The organism is Nocardioides sp. URHA0032, from assembly GCF_000620645.1.
GTDB lineage: Bacteria > Actinomycetota > Actinomycetes > Propionibacteriales > Nocardioidaceae > Nocardioides.
This window is the reverse complement of record NZ_KK211159.1, coordinates 207314-223217: the sequence shown is the minus strand read 5'-3', so window position 1 is coordinate 223217 and position 15904 is coordinate 207314. Positions and strand designations below refer to the sequence as shown.

Sequence of the window (15904 nt, the reverse complement as noted above, 5' to 3'; positions counted from 1 at the left end):
GGTGCGGTGGCGACGTTGACCGTGTGGAGGTTCGACGCCGTCGACGACGCCCAGCGGGCCGCCGACCTCCTGGCCGACCTCGAACGCGCCCACCAGGTAGTGGTGCAGGATGCGGCCGTCGTCTCGTGGGAGGTCGGCAAGCGCAAGCCGCGCACGCGCCAGCTGACCAGCACCGCCGGCGCCGGCGCCCTGAGCGGTGGCTTCTGGGGACTGCTGTTCGGACTGATCTTCTTCGTCCCCCTGCTCGGTGCCGCGATCGGAGCGGCCGGCGGCGCGATCGCCGGCTCGCTCACGGACGTCGGGATCGACGACGGGTTCATCAATCGGGTCCGCGACCAGGTCACCCCGGGCACCTCGGCACTCTTCGTGCTGACGTCCGACGCCGTCCTGGACCGCATCCACGACGCGTTCGCGGACGGCCCGCAGGGCGAGCTCATCCACACCGACGTGAGCGCCGAGCAGGAAGCGGCGCTCCGCGAGATCTTCGGGGACCAGGGGTAGCGGTGCCGAGCCTGACCGTGTGGCGCTACCCCACCCCGCTCGGCGTGGACGCGGGCGAGCTGCTGCTCCGGCGGCTCGAGGAGCAGGACGCGCTCACCGTCCACGACGCGGTCGCGGTGTTCTGGATGCCCGGCGCCGAGCAGCCCGTGGTGCGTCGGGTGCGGCACCGCGCCGCCGGCGCGGCCGGCAAGGGCACGTTCTGGGGCGCGCTGGTCGGCACCCTGGTCCTCGCACCGGTGGCCGGCGCGGCGGTCGGCGCCACCGCCGCCACGGTGGTCTCCCGGCTCCGCCACGCCGGCGTACCCGCCGAGACCGTGGACGCGCTCCGCGGGGCGCTGGAGCCGGGCACCTCCGCGCTGTTCGTCGTCTCCAGCGACGCCCGTCCCGAGGTCGTCGGACCGGCCCTGGCGGCCGGCGAGGGCACCCTGATCCACGCCGAGATGGACGACGAGACGGCGGAGGAGCTGCGCCGGCTGCTGGAGCCGTGACCGCTCCGCGATTCGGACATGGTTGCTCCGCAGCCCCCGAGCGCCGAGACTCGTGGTGAGGGCCGGTCGCTCAGGAAACGGGCGGCCGGAGGGAAGGGGCGCGATGGGAGCGCGCAGATCAGTCACGGTGGCTCCGGGTGCCGCCCTGCCCGCGCCGCGCGCCGCTCCGGCGACGGCCAGGCCGCCCGACCACTTCGTGGTGCGTCCACGGGTCACCGACTTCCTCGACGCCGTTCCCGACTACGCCGCGACGCTCGTCGTCGCCCCGGCGGGCGCCGGCAAGACCGCCGCCGTGGCGGCGTACACCGAGAGGGCCCGGGCCGCAGGTATCACCGTCAACTGGTTCCGCCCCGACCGCGTCGACCTGCTCACCGAGGCGCTGGCCATGGCGCGCGAGGCCGCGTCCCGTCCCGTGCTCGTCGTCGACGACGCCCACCAGCTGCCCGAGGACGGCGCCGCGGCACTCGTAGACGTCCTGGTCAACGCGCCCGAGTCGGTGCGGCTCGTGCTGGTCTCGCGACGCGCCCTGGGCTGGATTCCGGTGTCCGCCCTCCTCGACGACCGGGCTCGCAGCATCCGCGTGGACGACCTCCGGTTCACCGACGCGGAGGCGGCCGTCCTGGTCCGGATGCACCACCCCGACGCGAGCGAGGCCGACCTTGCCGCCGTGCTCGAACAGGGCGACGGCTGGGCCGCCGCGCTGGTGCTCGGTTCCCGCGCGCTGCGTGCGTCGGGCGATCCCGCCGACGCCCGGGCCTCCCTCACGGCGACGCGGCGCCCGTTGCTCGACTACCTGCTGCACGAGGTGTTCGAGTCACTGCCTCCCGACCTGGTCCGGGTGCTGCTGACGACCTGCCAGCAGGACCACGTCACCGCGGAGGAGGCTCTCCTCCTCTCGGGCGTACCCGCGGCGGCGGACCTGCTCGGCGAGGCCTCGGCCGCCGGCCTGCTCGTGACCAGCTACCGCGACGACCTCGACGGCACCCACGGCTGGCGCTACCACCCGCTGCTCCTCGACCTGCTCCGCCGGAGGACGGCGCCGACCGGTCCGGACTGGGCGCTGGTCGTGGCGGCCCACCACCGGGCGTGCGCGGAGTACGCCGACCGGCGCGACGCCGAGCGCGCCCTCCTCCACGCACGACTGACCGGCGACCTCGACCTCCAGGTCTCGGTCCTGCGGGAGTTCGCGGGCGAGCTGATCACCAGGAGACGGTCCGTGGTCGTGGCCGAGGCCCTGGCCGCCGTCCCGCTCGAGATCCGGTCCCACCACCAGGACCTGCTCGTCCTGCACGCCACCGTGCTCCGTGCGCAGCAGGACATCGAGGGTGCCAAGGCCGCGGCCGACCGGGCCCTGGCCGCGGACGCCCGCAACTTCGCGGGCCGCGTCTCCCGCGACGTCGACGCCGAGCTGGCCGCCCTGGACCTGTGGCAGGCGAGGTTCGGCTGGCGCGAGTACCAGCCCGCGCTGGCCCGGGCCCGACGGGTACTCGGCTGCCGCCACGACGGTGAGGTCAGCGCCCACGACCTCGCCGGGCTCTCCGGGATCCGCGCGCACTGGCTGATGATCGAGCTCGCGTCGTTCGAGGTCTGGCTCGGTGACCTCCACCGGGCCGCGATCCACCTCCAGGACGCGGACATGTACTGCCGGCGGGTCGACCTGCCCCTGCTCGATCGCTCCGTCCTCGCCCTGCGCGCGACCCTCGAGATGGTGGCCGGCGCCTACCAGAGCTCGCTGGCGTCCGCGGACGCGTCACTCGCGCTGAGGGACCGGGTGCCGGGGCCACCCGACATCGCCGATGCCCGCGCCCACCTGGCGCGCGGCTGGGCCCGCCTCCAGGAGCTCGACCTCGCCGGCGCAGAGCAGTCCATCGCGACGCTGGACGCCACCCCGCGCGACCAGATGGATCCGCTCCTCCTGACCTACGGCCGCCTGCTGCGGGCCTGCGTGCTGACCGCGACCGGCCGGGGCGACGAGGCCCGCAGGCTGCTCGACGGCCAGGGCGACGTCCCCGCGCGGTTGCCCGTCGCGATCGAGGGCGCGGACCTGTTCATCCGGATGCTGATCGAGGTCTCGATGGGGGACCTCGCCGCCCTGGGGCGCACCGCCAGCCGGATGCGGGCCGCAGGCCAGCCGACGGGGGCCGCCATCTGCGACGCCCTCGTGCTCGGGCTGGGGGGCGAGGAGCACCGGGCGGTGCGGCTGCTCGACGGGCTGGTGCCGTCCGCCGTCGACCAGCCCGAGGTGGTCGGGCTGACCGCCGCGGTCGCCCGGGTGGCGCTCCTGCACCGGGCCGGCTCGGCTCTCGCCCTCGACACCGCGCGACAGCTGCTGCCGGACCTGCTCAGTCGCGCCGCCCCGCAGCGACTGCTCTGCATGCTCTCGCTCGGCCCCATCATCAGCCCCGGCTTCGTCGACCTGATCGCCGAGCACCGCGACAGCGGGGCCGCACACCCCTTCGCGACCGAGGCCTACGACGTGCTCTCCGGGTACCAGCGGCCCTACCCCGACCTGACGCCGCACCGCACGCCCGGCAGCGATCGGGACGCGGACGCACGCAGCCTCCTGACCCCCCGCGAGCTCGAGGTGCTCGAGCAGCTGGCGCTCGGCGGGGCGAACGCGGACCTGGCCCGCTCGCTGTTCGTCAGCGAGAACACCGTGAAGACCCACCTCGCCTCGATCTACCGCAAGCTCGACGTGGAGCGCCGGGTCGACGCGCTGCGCGTCGCCCGCGCACGCGGCCTGATCTAGCGCGTTTCGGGTGATCCGGAGGCGAGCCGGTGCTCCTACGGTGCCGGCATGAGCACTTCTTCCCGCATGGACTACGACCACTCCACGAAGGGCGCCTGGGCCTACGGGCTCGCGTCGTTCGCCGGCGTCGTGCTTGTCATGCTCGGACTGTTCCAGTTCCTGCAGGGGCTGTCCGCGGCCTTCAAGGACGACGTCTTCGTCAAGACGTCCGACTACGTCTACTCGATCGACCTCTCGGCGTGGGGCTGGATCCACATGGCTCTCGGAGCGGTCGGCATCGCCATCGGCCTCTGCGTCCTGTACGGGCAGACCTGGGCACGCGCCGCCGGCATCCTGATCGCGGTCCTGTCGGCGGTCGCGAACTTCGCCTTCCTGCCGTACTACCCGTTCTGGGCGATCCTGCTGATCGCCATCGACGTCCTCGTCATCTGGGCCCTCAGCTCACTCGTCGTCAACACCTGATCTCACCCGCGGGATCACCCTTCACGGGTGACGCAGGAGTATCGTGGGTTGCCCTAGATTCCGACTCCCGAGGGCGGAAAGTCCGGGTCGTCCGCGGCAGACAGGGGGCGCCATGTCCTCAGCACCACGGGTCGCGGTCCACACCGATCACCTGCCCCGCCTGCCGCGCGCCTACGTCCCCCGACGTCGACTCTGGGCCCACCTCGACAAGGCAATGGACGGCGCAGCCACCCTGCTCGTCGGGCCGGGCGGTGCCGGCAAGACCCTGGGCGTCGCGGGCTGGCTGCGCGAGACCGGCCGCACCGAGGACACGACCTGGGTGCGCGCCGACGCGACGTGGACGCCGGAGCGGCTGCTGGCGCTGCTCGATGCCGAGCGGCTGGTCGTCGTCGACGACGCGCACGAGCTCCCCATCTCGACGATCCGCGCGCTGGACGCACGGCTGGACACCGACCCGGACTCGCTCCGGCTGCTCCTGCTCTCCCGGTGGGACCTGGCGTTCACCCGGCTCTCGGCCGAGCTGCTCGGCCAGTACACCGTCCTGCGCGGCGAGCTGCTGCGCCTCGACCAGGAGGAGTCCGAGGCGCTGGTCGCCGCCCACGTGTCCACCGACTCCGCGGGCGTCGCCCGGGCGATCGCCGGTCGTACGCAGGGCTGGTGCGCCGCGGTCGTCATGACGGCCCGGGCCGTCGCCGCCTCCGACGACCCCGTCGCCCACGCCCGCCGGTACGCCGACGAAGGGGGCGCCGTCGCAGACCGCGTCGCGTCCGAGGTGTTCGCGACCCTCCAGCCGCGGCAGCGGCACCTGCTGCTCTGCGTGGGCGCCGAACCGGTGGTCACTCCGGAGTCGGCAGTCCACCTCACCCACGACCCGCGCGCCGCCGAGGTCCTCGCCGAGCTCGAGGGGATGGGCCTGCTCGTCACCCGTCTCCCCGACGCCGACGGCGCCCGGTACGCGATCCACCCCCTGCTCGCCGAGGTGGTGCGCCGGCGTACGGCGGCCGGCGGGGTCGACGTGCTCCGCGCGGCCGCGACGGTCCAGCGGTCCGTCCGCCTCGACGTCGCCGCAGGAACCACCGACGACACCTTCGCCCGGCTGGTCGCGATCGGCGACCACGCGGGGGTCGCCGAGCTGCTCGCGACCAGCGGCCCGGCCCTGCTGCTGCGCGGCGACGGCGAGGGGATCAACGCCTGGTCGCTCGCGCACCCCTCGGCGGTCGACGTCACCCCCGGCTCGTGGTTCACGATCGCGCTGGACCGCTGGTTCACCGACGCCACGAGCTCCGCCCGGCACTGGCTGGACCGGATCGTCACCGACCCGCTCCCCGACGACGAGGCGACCCGCCTCCAGCTCGCGTGCGCGCGGCTGATGCGGTCGCGCCTGGGTCTCGAGTCCATCCCGGCCGCGGTGGCCTACGCCGAGCTGGTGCTGGAAGGACAGCAGCACGACGCGGACGACGCGGTCGTGCCCGTGCTGCTCTGCGAGCTGGCGATCACGCAGAACTGGCTCGGCCGCCTTGACGAGGCCGCCGCCGGCCTGAGCACCTCGCTCCAGCTCAGCGGGTCGCGCGCGCTCCCGGCGATGACGGCCGTCGCGCTCTCCCACCTGGCGCTCACCCAGTTCATGCAGGGCAACGAGGCCTCCTGCGTCGAGCTCGCCGACGAGGTGCTCGCGCAGGTGCAGGGAAAGCCCTGGAAGGCCCGGTTCTCCCGCGGTCGGGCGATGCTGGTGCGCGAGCTGGCGCTGCTCACGGACCTGCCGGCGACCGACGTCGGCCGCACGGTCCAGCACGCTGCTGACCTCCCCGTGCACGCCGCCGACCTGCCCACGAAGTTCTGGGCCCGGATGCTCCGGTCGCGGACCGAGCTGCGGACCGGGTCGCTGTGCGGCGCCGAGCGGGCCCTCGAGCTCCCCATCGAGACCCCGGACCTGCCCGACCACCTCTGGGCGGCGCTCCAGGTGGAGCGCGGCTTCCTGGCCGCGCTGGCGGGCGACCAGACACCGCTCGGCGAGCTGGACGAGCGCCTCGAGGAACGCGGGTTCCCGGGTGAGGCCTCGCTGGTCGCGGCCCTCCGGGCCGACCTGCGCGGTGACCGGCGCGGGTCGGCCACGCGCTTCGAGAGGGCCGCCGAGGCGGCCGTCCTGCCGCAACCTCCGGTGCGGGCGCTGGCGCTGGTCGGCGCCGCCCAGCTGCGCGACGAGCTCGGCGAGCCCGAGACCGCGCGGGAGCTGATGGATGGCGCCATGGTCGCCACGGAGGTGCGCCGGAACGCCGTGCCGTTCCTCGGCTGGACCCGGCACGGCACCACCGTGGCGAAGCTCCTCGACCGGCAGCAGCGGGTGCACCCGACCGCGTGGGTCGACGAGCTGGTCGGCACCACCGGCGGGCTCGCCAGCATCGCAACGTACTTCGGCCCGACGACCGCGGCTCCCGGTGAGAAGGTCGAGATCCCCGACGGCCTGGTCGCGCCCGTCCTGAGCCCGCGCGAGCGGGACGTCCTGAACGAGCTGGCTCGCGGCTCGACGTACGCCGACATCGCGGCCAACCTGTTCGTGTCCGAGAACACCGTGAAGACGCACGTCTCCAGCCTCTACGGCAAGCTCTCGGTCAACAGGCGCAGCGCCGCCCTCGCCGCCGCGCGATCCATGCACCTGTTGTAGGTCCACCCGATTCGGGCGAGCCCGGCCCCGCCGCAGCCGGACGACCATGACCCCATGAGCAACCACGCCGCTGCGGGTCCCCGCGACGTCCAGGTGCCGCCCGTGATCAGGGCCCTGGCGGAGCACTGGGGCCTGGTCCTCGCCTACGGCCTCATCACGCTGGGTCTCGGCGTCGCGCTGCTCGTCTGGCCGAACGCCTCGATCACGGTCTTCGCCGTGCTGCTGGCGATCCAGCTGGTGATCGCCGGTGTCGTCCGGATCGTGCGGGCCGTCTCGGCGGAACGGCGGCAGGGCGCCGCCGGCGCGCTGATCGGGCTGTCCGGCGGGCTCGCGCTGATCGTCGGTCTGCTCATCCTGCGCGATCCGCTGCAGTCCGTGCTCGTCGTCACGATGATCCTCGGGGCGTTCTGGATCATCGCGGGCGTCATCGACATCCTCGGTGCCTTCATGGGCGTGGAGCGGGAGGGTCGCGGCTGGGACGTGCTCGCGGGTGTCCTCAGCATCGCCTTCGGTGCCATCCTCATCGAGTGGACCGACATCTCGCTCAAGGTCCTCGTGGTGCTGACCGGCCTCTGGCTCGTGGTCGCGGGTGTGATCGCGACCGTCGCGGCGCTGAAGCTCCGCAACGCCCGGATCGACACGTGGTGACCCGGTGAGCGACGTGAACCGCGTGACCGACGTGAACGAGGTCGAGGAGCTCCGCGCCGAGGTCGAGCGACTCAAGGCGGCCCAGGCAGCCCAGGCAGCCCAGGCAGCGCAGCCGGGCGAGCCGCGGCGACCGGGCTGGTGGCGTCCCGTCGTCGTCACGATCCTGGTCGCCCTCATCGCGGTCCTGACCCCGCTGGGCGTGGTCGCGAGGTGGGCACACAACGAGGTCGCCGACACCGACCGGTACGTCCAGTCGGTGGCGCCGCTCGCGGACGACCCCGCCGTGCAGGCCGCGGTCACGAACCGGATCACCACCGAGCTCATCACGCGCCTCCAGGTCGAGGCGGTCACCGGCCAAGCGATCCAGGCGCTCTCCGAGCGCGGGCTGCCGCCGCTGGCCGCCGCCAGCCTGAAGGCCCTCGGCGGACCGCTGTCCGACGCGATCGAGGGGTTCATCCACGACCAGGTCGCGAACCTCGTGGAGTCCGACCAGTTCCAGACCGCCTGGGAGGAGGCGAACCGGCAGGCGCACACCCAGCTGGTCGCGGTCCTCACCGGCAAGGACTCCGACCTGGTCGAGATCTCGAACAACGCGGTGAGCGTCAACCTCGCGACGGTGATCGAGGCCGTGAAGCAACGCCTCGTCGACCGCGGCTTCACCCTCGCCGAGCGGCTGCCGACGGTGGACGCGCAGTTCACGATCTTCCAGTCCGCCGACATCACCAAGGCCCAGAACGCGTTCCGGCTGCTCAGCGCCCTCAACACCTGGCTGCCGATCCTGATCCTCGTCCTGCTCGCGGTGGCGATCGGACTGGCCCGCAACCGGCGTACGACGGTGATCGCGTCGATGCTGGTCGTCGCCGGGTCGATGCTGGTGCTGGGCTTCCTGCTCAACGCGTCCCGCGTCGTCTACCTCGATGCGCTGCCCTCCGGCGTCGACCACGACGCGGCGGGCGCGATCTACGACACCCTGGTCTGGTTCATCCGGGTCAACCTGCGCGCGCTCCTGGTGCTCACCCTCGTGGTGGCCTTCGTGGCCTGGGTGTCGGGCCCCGGGGCAGCTGCGGGCCGGGTGCGGAGCGGCACCAGCACCGTGATCGGCGCGGTCCGCGGCGGCGGCGAGCGGGCCGGCCTGGACACCGGCCGCTTCGGCGTCTTCCTGCACATGAACAAGGCGGTGATCCGCGGCGTCGTGCTCGGCCTGGCGCTGATCGGCTACGTGATGGCCGACCACCCCTCGCCGGGCTTCACGATCACCCTGGTGGTGGTGGCAGCGGTGGTGCTGCTCGTGGTGGAGCTGCTGTCCCGCCCCCCGGCCGCAGTCGAGCCCGCCCCGACCGCGCCACCGGCCCCGCCGACCTGACCAGGTGCGGCACCGTGGTCCGGCCGACGAGCTCCCGGGGCCGGTCGCCGAGCGCCCGGACGTCCGTGCGTGCCTGGCCCCCCGTCGCCGTCCGTTCCGGCAGGATGGAGTCGGCGTGGGCGGACGGTGCACCCGGCCGCTCACCCGCAGCGGGTGACACCGCGAGACGGAGGCGCGCGTGACGGTCTGGAGGCGGGCGTTGCGCCTGCTCGTGATGACGGCCCTCGCGCTGGTCGCGTACTTCGTCGTCCCGGTCGGCGTGAAGGACGAGTCCGTGGGCGTGCGGCTGCTGATCAGCCTGCTCGCGCTGGTCCTCCTGACGGCCGCCGTCATCTGGCAGGTGGTCCTGCACGTGGAGGACCCGAGCCGGCAGGTCGACGGCCTGCTGATCGCGCTGGTCGTCGCCGTGCTCGCGTTCGCGCTCGCCTTCTTCCGCCTCGAGGTCGGCTATCCGGGGCAGATACCCGGCATCGAGACCCGGGTCGACTCGCTCTACTTCACGATGTCGACGCTGCTCACGATCGGGTACGGCGACATCCACGCCGTCGGCCAGACCGCTCGGGTGGTGGTGCTGATCGCCATGGTCTTCAACGTCGCCGTCATCGCGACGGCCGTCACGACACTGTCCAACCGGGTCCGCATGCACGCCGAGGAACGAGCGGACGCCCGGCGTACGGCGCGCGGGTCCGGTGAGCCGGCCCAGTCCCGTCGCACGCAGCGGAAGCCGAGGTGAGAGGTGCTGTCGTCGACGCCGTGGTCGGCCGACTACCGGGTGCGGGTCCACTGCCGGACGTTCCCGATCATGTCGTGCACCCCGTAGCCGTTGGCCGGGGTAGCTCCCCACCGGCGGCGTCCGGTCGTGGAATGTCTCGTCCAGAGGCTCCCGATCTTCGCTCCGCCCGACGGGCGGGAGTCGCCTCTTCTGTTCCGGACCCTTGTGTCCCAACCATCCGTGGGTTTTCATGAGGCGAACATCCCTGAGCCTACTGGGGGTCAGATGTTCGGCGACGACTACCCACGATTCGCCGAGCTCAGCGCGCTCAGCGAGTTCACGCAGGACGGGTCGAACAGACGGCCGGACCGGCGCAGCGAGCTCGAGCAGCGGAACCGGATGAACGAGCGCTACGAAGCGCTGTTCGCGAGCAACCGGGACATCTTCGACGGAGCCCGAGTGCTCGACCTGGCCAGCCACGACGGACGCTACTCGTTCGCCGCGCTCAAGACCGGAGCAGCGCACGTGACCGGAGTGGAGGCCAGGAAGAGCCTCATCGACAACGCTCAGGAGGCATTTGCCTTCTACGGCCAGCCCCCGGAGACCTATCGCTTCGTGTGCGGCGATCTCTTCGAGGTGCTGGCCCGGGAGAAGTTCGACGTCGACGTCGTGCTGTGCCTCGGGTTCCTCTACCACACGTACCGGCACACGGAGCTGATGTACCGCCTCCACCACGTGGCGCCGCGGCACCTGATCGTGGACACGATGGTCACGCACCAGACCCAGCCGACCCTCAAGCTGATCCGCGAGAAGAACGTCGAGGACCTCCGCAGTGCCGCTGCCGATCCCTATTCGGTCGGGCGGGTGCTGGTGTTGCGGCCCTCGCTGCCCTCGCTCGAGCTGCTGCTGCAGTCGTACGGTTTCGATGTCGAGTCCAACTACGACTGGCAGGGCAGGCTGGCGGGCCGACCGCCCCTTCCTGGTCTCGCCATCTACGCGCACGGCGGCCGCGTGAGCGTGAGGTGCCGCTTCCAGGGTCAACGGACCACCACAGGGCCCCCCGCGCAGACAGGGCCCCCCGCGCAGACAGGGCCCCCCGCGCAGAAAGGGCCCGCCGCGCAGACAGCACCGCCTTCACGGCCCGCCCGCGGGTGGCGCGAGCGGCTCAACTCCGTGCTGGCCAGCACGACGGGCTATCAGCTGCGGCGGGTCCACAGCAGGCGTTGACGATGTGCCCGTCAGACAACCGGCCTCGAGGCCGCCGGGATGACAGAGCCGAACGGGGTGGGGCCCACGCCGTGGCGGCACGTCTGGTGGTCGCGACGCTGGCGACGGTCCTGGCGGTGCTCGCGAACGAGGCAGCGACCGTCGCCTCGGCACCTGTGCCGACATCCGCACGGATGCAGGCCGGTGTCGCGGGCGCGGTGGCCAGGACCGCCTCCACAGCACGCGGCGTCCGCTACACGCCGACGGAGGGCGCCAGGTTCAACGTTCCCCGAGGCCGGCCCGGGAACATGTTCCGGCTCGAGCAGCAGGTACTCGGAGCCGTTCGGCACGCCTACAGGGGCTCGCTGATCCGGTTCTCGATCTTCTCGTTCGACCGCCTGCCGGTCGCGACAGCGCTCGCGAGGGCCAAGCAACGAGGCGTGAGCGTGCAGGTTCTCGTCAATGACCACGAGGTGACCCGCGCTCAGCTCTATCTGCGCAAGAAGCTCGGGACGGACCGGACCAGGAAGAGCTGGATCTACCAGTGCAAGAACGGCTGTCGGTCGCCGGGCGAGAGCCTCCACGACAAGTTCTACCTGTTCTCCCACACCGGCGCCGCGCGGTCGGTCGTGATGATCGGTTCGATCAACATGAAGCTGAACGGGCACAAGAACCAGTACAACGACCTGTGGACCATCAACGACGACAAGGACCTGTTCGGCGCGGTGCATGCGCTGTTCGAACGGCTGAAGCGGGACCGGGTCGACCGGCCGCTGTACTGGGTGCAGGACATCGGCCCGATCCAGATCCACGCGACGCCGTTGCCCGGCGCCGACCGCGAGGACGACCCGATCATGAAGGTGCTCCGCAAGGTCGCATGCCGAGGAGCCGGCGGCAACACCGGCACGAACGGCCGGACCCTGATCCGGGTGGTCATGCACGCGTGGGTCGGAGACCGGGGCGTGTACCTGGCCCGCCGACTGCGCGACCTGTACGGCGACGGCTGTGACGTCCGCCTGCTGTACGGGATGGCCGGGGCAGGGGTACGACGGGAGCTCGCCCGTCCGACGAGCCGCGGCCGTGTCCCGATCCGGTCGACCGGATACGACACGAACGACGACGGCGAGCTCGACCTCTACGCGCACCAGAAGAACCTGTTCATCTCCGGCCACTACGACGGCGACCGCTCCGCTAGGACCGTCGTGACCGGCTCGAGCAACTGGACCCCGGGCGGACTGCGCGGCGACGAGCTGATCGCCGTCATCGAGGGCAGCATCGGAGACCTGCCGGCCTACCGGGCCGACTTCGGGTGGCTCTGGACGAAGCGGTCCCACAGTGTCCGCTGGAGTCCGACAGCCGGCAGCGACTACGTGCCCCCTCCCACCGGTGGTGGGCTCACCCGCGCCGAGCTGGCGTGGCTGGCGCCGCGAACCGAGCCACGCCTCCCAGGCACCGGCACTGGGTCCGGTCGCCGAGGTGGACCGGGCCGGCGGTCTGGGTGAAGACCGGCGAGCCGGCGCTCGAACAGCGCCGGGCCCGCGCCCGGGAAGGCGGCCGGCTCAGGAGCGATCTCGGCGACCGTGAGGCGTGCGCGTCGGACCGCACGGCGGGGACCTGGACCGTGCCGTCGCTCACGGCTCGTTCGTCCACTCCAGGCCGACGTGCCGCGCCAGGAACTCGTTGCGCAGCTTCCGCTCCGGGTCCAGGCGTCCGGCCAGGTCCCGGAAGTCCCCGAGGCGCGGGTACGCCGGCGCGAGCTGGTCCGCGGTCGCCACGAAGCACTTGCCCCAGTGCGGACGTGCCCCGAGCGGCAGCAGCGCGGCCTCGATCGCCGGCAGCGCGGCGTACACCGCGGGCCGGTCGCGCACCCACGTGAAGTGGAGCCCGACCGCGTCGCCGGCGTACGCCCCGGACAGCCAGAGGTCGTCGGCGGCGATGGTGCGCACCTCGGAGACCTGGAGCAGGTGCGCGAAGCCGGGCGCGAGCCGGCGCAATGCGTCGACCGCCTCGGCGGCGCGGCGCCGGGGCAGGAGGTACTCGCTCTGGAGCTCCTCGCCGCGGCTCGGCGTGAACTCCAGGCGGAAGTGCGGGAGGCGCTCGTGCCACGGGCCGGGGCGGCCGCCCTGCTCGGTGACGGCCGCGACATCGGCGCCCGCGAGCATGTGCAGGGTCGTCGCGGCGGGCTCGGCGGCCAGGACGGGTGCCTCGGTGCCGCGGCTCTTCAGCCAGGCCTGGTCGATCCGGCCGTTGGTCCAGCCGGTGAACAGGCTGACGCTGTACGCCGCCCCGGTGAGCTCGTCGAGGTCGACCGCGTCCCAGTCGAGGTCGGTGAACAGGTCCTGGCGGACGTCGTACGCCGGCTCGACGTCGAGGGTGACGTGGGTCGTGACCCCGAGGGCGCCGAGCGCGACCACGTGCCCGGCGAAGTCCTCCTCGCCCCTGGCGACCCGGTGCAGCTCACCGTCGGCGCCGACGTGATCGAGGGCGGCGACGGCGGCGGCCAGCGACCCGGTGCGGTCGCCGGACCCGTGCGTGCCGGTCGCGACCGCGCCGCCGACCGAGATGTGCGGGAGCGAGGCCATCGTCGCGAGCGCGAGCCTGTGCTCGTGGAGGCGGAGCGCGAGGTCGCCGTACCGGACCCCGGCGGCGACGCGGACGGTCGTGTCACCGACGTCGACCGTCGGCGGCAGGTCGAGGGTGGAGACCAGGTCGCCGGTCGTGTCGGCGAGGTCGGTGAACGAGTGCCGGGTTCCGAGGGCCCGGACCCGGCGCGACCCCGCCACGAGCTCCTGGAGCTGCTCGACCGACGTCGGGCGATGGATCCGCGCGGCGGCGTACTCGTGGCTGCCCGCCCAGTTCTTCACGGTCGGGACCTCACGGTGTGACCCGGACGGCGAGCAGGGTGGTGTCGTCGTCCGGCCGGTCGCCCTGGACGGCGAGCAGGCCGTCGATCCACTGGTCGATGTCCACGCCGGGATGGGTGTCGGCCGCGAGCCGGCGGAGGTGGTCCATCCGCTCGGCCATGTCGACGCCGCGCTCCTCCACGAGTCCGTCGGTGTAGACGAGCAGCGTCGTCCCCGGCTCGAGGACGAGGTCGGTCGAGGTCGAGGTGCCCCAGCCGACCCCGAGGAGCGGGCGCGAGACGACACCCACCTCGACCGCGTCACCGTCGCGGACCAGCAGCGGCTGGGGGTGCCCGGCGCCGGCGATCCGCATCCGGCCGGTGGCGGGGTCGAGGACCGCGACGGCGGCCGTCGCGACACGTTGGTCGAGCAGGCCGTCCATCAGCCGGTCGAGACGGTCCAGGCACGCGGCCGGGTCGTGGCCCTCGAACACGTAGGCCCGCAGCGCCGTGCGGATCTGGGTCATCGCCGACGCCGCCGAGACGCCGTGACCCGCGACGTCACCGACCGCGAGCGCGATCCGGCCGTCGGGGAGCTCGAAGGCGTCCCACCAGTCGCCGCCCAGCTGGTAGGTCGTCGCGGGCAGGTAGCGGGCCGCGACCTCGAGGCCCGGGAACGCCGGCGCCCGGTCGAGCACGACGCTGCGCTGGACCGACTCGGCCATCGCGATCTGCTCGCGCGAGCGCATCAGCAGCAGGCCCTGCATGTGCTTGCCGAGGGCGTCGGCTGCGTCCACCTGCCACGGGGTCCACGGCAGGCTGCGTCCGCTCACCACCTGCCGCCACTTCTCGAAGGACTTGCGCGGGCTCAGCCGCACCTCGGGACCCTCCGAGGCCGCGATCAGCTTGTTGGTGGGGTCGCCGCCCCAGTCCACCACCCGCTCCTGCTGCGGCCGCAGCCAGAGCAGCCAGCGGTCCTCCGCGGAGCCGACCCGCATCACACCGGCGACCTCCGGCACGCCGGCGAGGTCGGGGAGCAGCGCGGCGACGTTGTCGGTCTGGGTCGCGTAGCTGAGCGGCGACTCGAGCGCGGCCGCCACCCGCCGCAGCGTCGTCTCGTCGGCGACCGTGCCGCGGACCGTCAGCACGCCGTCGTAGCAGAGCGCCGCGCCCTCGGCGTCCATGAGGGAGAGCAGCTCGGGGTCCTCGATGAGGCTCTCCAGCGGCGACCGGGCTCCGGCCGTGATGCGGGCGGTGATCCCGGCCATCATCGACTGGGTCTCGAGGGCGGCCTCGCGCGCGTCGGCGCGCTCCCGGTCGACGACGACCTGGGACGCGACCTGGCCGAGGAACTCGGCGGCGGCCCGGGCGTCGTGGCTGGGCCGGTGCGGGCCGGAGTAGTGGTGGCACGCGACCAGGCCCCAGAGCCGGTCCTCCACCACGATCGAGACCGACATCGACGCGGTGACGCCCATGTTGGAGAGGTACTCGAGGTGGATCGGGGACACGCTCCGCAGCGTGGCGAATGACAGGTCGAGGGGCGCACCCGTGCCGGGGTCGAAGACCGGGTGCAGCGGCACCGGCTCGTAGCCGGTGTCCGCGATCAGGCGGGTCCAGTTCACCGTGTAGAGGCGGCGCGCCTGGGCGGGGATGTCGGTCGACGGGTAGTGCAGCCCGAGGAACGGGTTCAGGTCGGCCCGCCGCTCCTCGGCGATGACCTCGCCGTTCCACTCGGGGTCGAACCGGTAGACCATCACCCGGTCGAAGGCGGTGATCTCGCGGACCTCGTGGGCCAGGTGTCCGGCGAGCTCGTGGACCGACGCCGCCCCGGCCATCCGCGACATCGCCCCGCGGGCGGTGTGGTACGACAGCGCCGCGCGGTCGGGCGCGGCGAGCGGCTCCAGCTCGATGACCAAGCGGGCGCCGGAGCGGTGCACGTGCACGTCGACCTCGGTCCCCTCGTCGAGGTGGAGCACCAGCGGCGTCTTGGGCAGTCCGGCGGCCTCCCGCTCGATGATCGCCCCGGCCGCGGCCTCGCCGACCACGTCGGCGAGCGGGTGGCCGAGCGCGTCGTCGGGCCCGACGCCGAGCAGCGTCGCCGAGTTCGCGGACGCCATCCGGACCTGGTGGTCGCCGTCGAGGGCCAGCAGGACGCCGTGCGGCTGGATCGCGCCGGGGATGTGGATCGGCTCGCGGTCGCAGGTGGAGAGGTCGACCTCGCCGTATGACGGGGTGTGCGGGGAGCCGGTGGGCTCGCTCACCCGACGGCCG

The 15904-nt window shown here is 73.0% G+C and carries 13 protein-coding genes; 10 read left to right on the top strand and 3 right to left on the bottom strand.

The annotated features are described in order from the left end of the window. The first annotated feature begins 6 nt into the window (after positions 1 to 6). The 8 genes from N538_RS0114780 to N538_RS25615 all read left to right on the top strand — a co-directional run bounded on the left by N538_RS0114780 (position 7) and on the right by N538_RS25615 (position 9606). Positions 7 to 501, top strand: a complete 495-nt coding sequence (locus tag N538_RS0114780) for a DUF1269 domain-containing protein (RefSeq protein WP_028637921.1) — start codon at positions 7 to 9, stop codon at positions 499 to 501. Positions 502 to 503: 2 nt separating this feature from the next. Beyond that, positions 504 to 989 (top strand): DUF1269 domain-containing protein, encoded by a 486-nt coding sequence (locus tag N538_RS0114775; protein ID WP_028637920.1) that lies wholly within the window; start codon positions 504 to 506, stop codon positions 987 to 989. A 103-nt stretch (positions 990 to 1092) separates the two neighbouring features. Then, positions 1093 to 3738: a helix-turn-helix transcriptional regulator gene (locus tag N538_RS0114770; RefSeq protein WP_081790497.1), complete on the top strand. Its 2646-nt coding sequence runs from the start codon at positions 1093 to 1095 to the stop codon at positions 3736 to 3738. Between the two features lie 48 nt (positions 3739 to 3786). Then, positions 3787 to 4200, top strand: coding sequence for a DUF7144 family membrane protein (locus N538_RS0114765; protein WP_028637918.1), 414 nt, complete (start codon positions 3787 to 3789; stop codon positions 4198 to 4200). A 112-nt stretch (positions 4201 to 4312) separates the two neighbouring features. Continuing rightward, positions 4313 to 6862, top strand: a complete 2550-nt coding sequence (locus tag N538_RS29535; RefSeq protein ID WP_269320358.1) for a LuxR C-terminal-related transcriptional regulator — start codon at positions 4313 to 4315, stop codon at positions 6860 to 6862. A 54-nt stretch (positions 6863 to 6916) separates the two neighbouring features. Further along, the gene (locus N538_RS25625) at positions 6917 to 7510 is read left to right on the top strand and encodes an HdeD family acid-resistance protein (RefSeq protein ID WP_051549315.1); all 594 of its coding nucleotides are present in this window, start codon (positions 6917 to 6919) and stop codon (positions 7508 to 7510) included. A 22-nt stretch (positions 7511 to 7532) separates the two neighbouring features. Then, a complete protein-coding gene (locus tag N538_RS25620) occupies positions 7533 to 8873 on the top strand; it encodes a hypothetical protein (protein ID WP_155992116.1) in 1341 nt (446 codons plus the stop codon). A 178-nt stretch (positions 8874 to 9051) separates the two neighbouring features. Then, entirely contained in the window at positions 9052 to 9606 is a 555-nt protein-coding gene (locus N538_RS25615) for a potassium channel family protein (protein WP_155992115.1), read from the top strand. 32 nt (positions 9607 to 9638) lie between these two features. Here N538_RS25615 and N538_RS29715 read toward each other — a convergent pair whose 3' ends face one another. Continuing rightward, positions 9639 to 9761 (bottom strand): SUMF1/EgtB/PvdO family nonheme iron enzyme, encoded by a 123-nt coding sequence (locus tag N538_RS29715; protein WP_155992203.1) that lies wholly within the window; start codon positions 9759 to 9761, stop codon positions 9639 to 9641. 109 nt (positions 9762 to 9870) lie between these two features. On the opposite strand from N538_RS29715, the gene N538_RS27515 reads away from it, so the two are divergent. Both N538_RS27515 and N538_RS0114730 read left to right on the top strand, forming a co-directional pair. After that, on the top strand, positions 9871 to 10812 hold the full coding sequence (locus tag N538_RS27515) for a class I SAM-dependent methyltransferase (RefSeq protein ID WP_051549312.1): 942 nt from the start codon (positions 9871 to 9873) through the stop codon (positions 10810 to 10812). 71 nt (positions 10813 to 10883) lie between these two features. Continuing rightward, positions 10884 to 12293 (top strand): phospholipase D-like domain-containing protein, encoded by a 1410-nt coding sequence (locus N538_RS0114730; protein ID WP_028637916.1) that lies wholly within the window; start codon positions 10884 to 10886, stop codon positions 12291 to 12293. A gap of 129 nt (positions 12294 to 12422) precedes the next feature. Here N538_RS0114730 and N538_RS0114725 read toward each other — a convergent pair whose 3' ends face one another. Both N538_RS0114725 and N538_RS0114720 read right to left on the bottom strand, forming a co-directional pair. Further along, on the bottom strand, positions 12423 to 13655 hold the full coding sequence (locus tag N538_RS0114725; RefSeq protein WP_028637915.1) for an FAD-binding protein: 1233 nt from the start codon (positions 13653 to 13655) through the stop codon (positions 12423 to 12425). 10 nt (positions 13656 to 13665) lie between these two features. After that, positions 13666 to 15894, bottom strand: coding sequence for a SpoIIE family protein phosphatase (locus tag N538_RS0114720; RefSeq protein WP_028637914.1), 2229 nt, complete (start codon positions 15892 to 15894; stop codon positions 13666 to 13668). Positions 15895 to 15904: the final 10 nt, after the last annotated feature.

Coding starts and splice junctions, on each gene's coding strand:
- N538_RS0114770 (WP_081790497.1), top strand. CDS start 1,093: ATGGGAGCGCGCAGATCAGTCACGGTGGCTCCGGGTGCCGCCCTGCCC.
- N538_RS0114765 (WP_028637918.1), top strand. CDS start 3,787: ATGAGCACTTCTTCCCGCATGGACTACGACCACTCCACGAAGGGCGCC.
- N538_RS29535 (WP_269320358.1), top strand. CDS start 4,313: ATGTCCTCAGCACCACGGGTCGCGGTCCACACCGATCACCTGCCCCGC.
- N538_RS25625 (WP_051549315.1), top strand. CDS start 6,917: ATGAGCAACCACGCCGCTGCGGGTCCCCGCGACGTCCAGGTGCCGCCC.
- N538_RS27515 (WP_051549312.1), top strand. CDS start 9,871: ATGTTCGGCGACGACTACCCACGATTCGCCGAGCTCAGCGCGCTCAGC.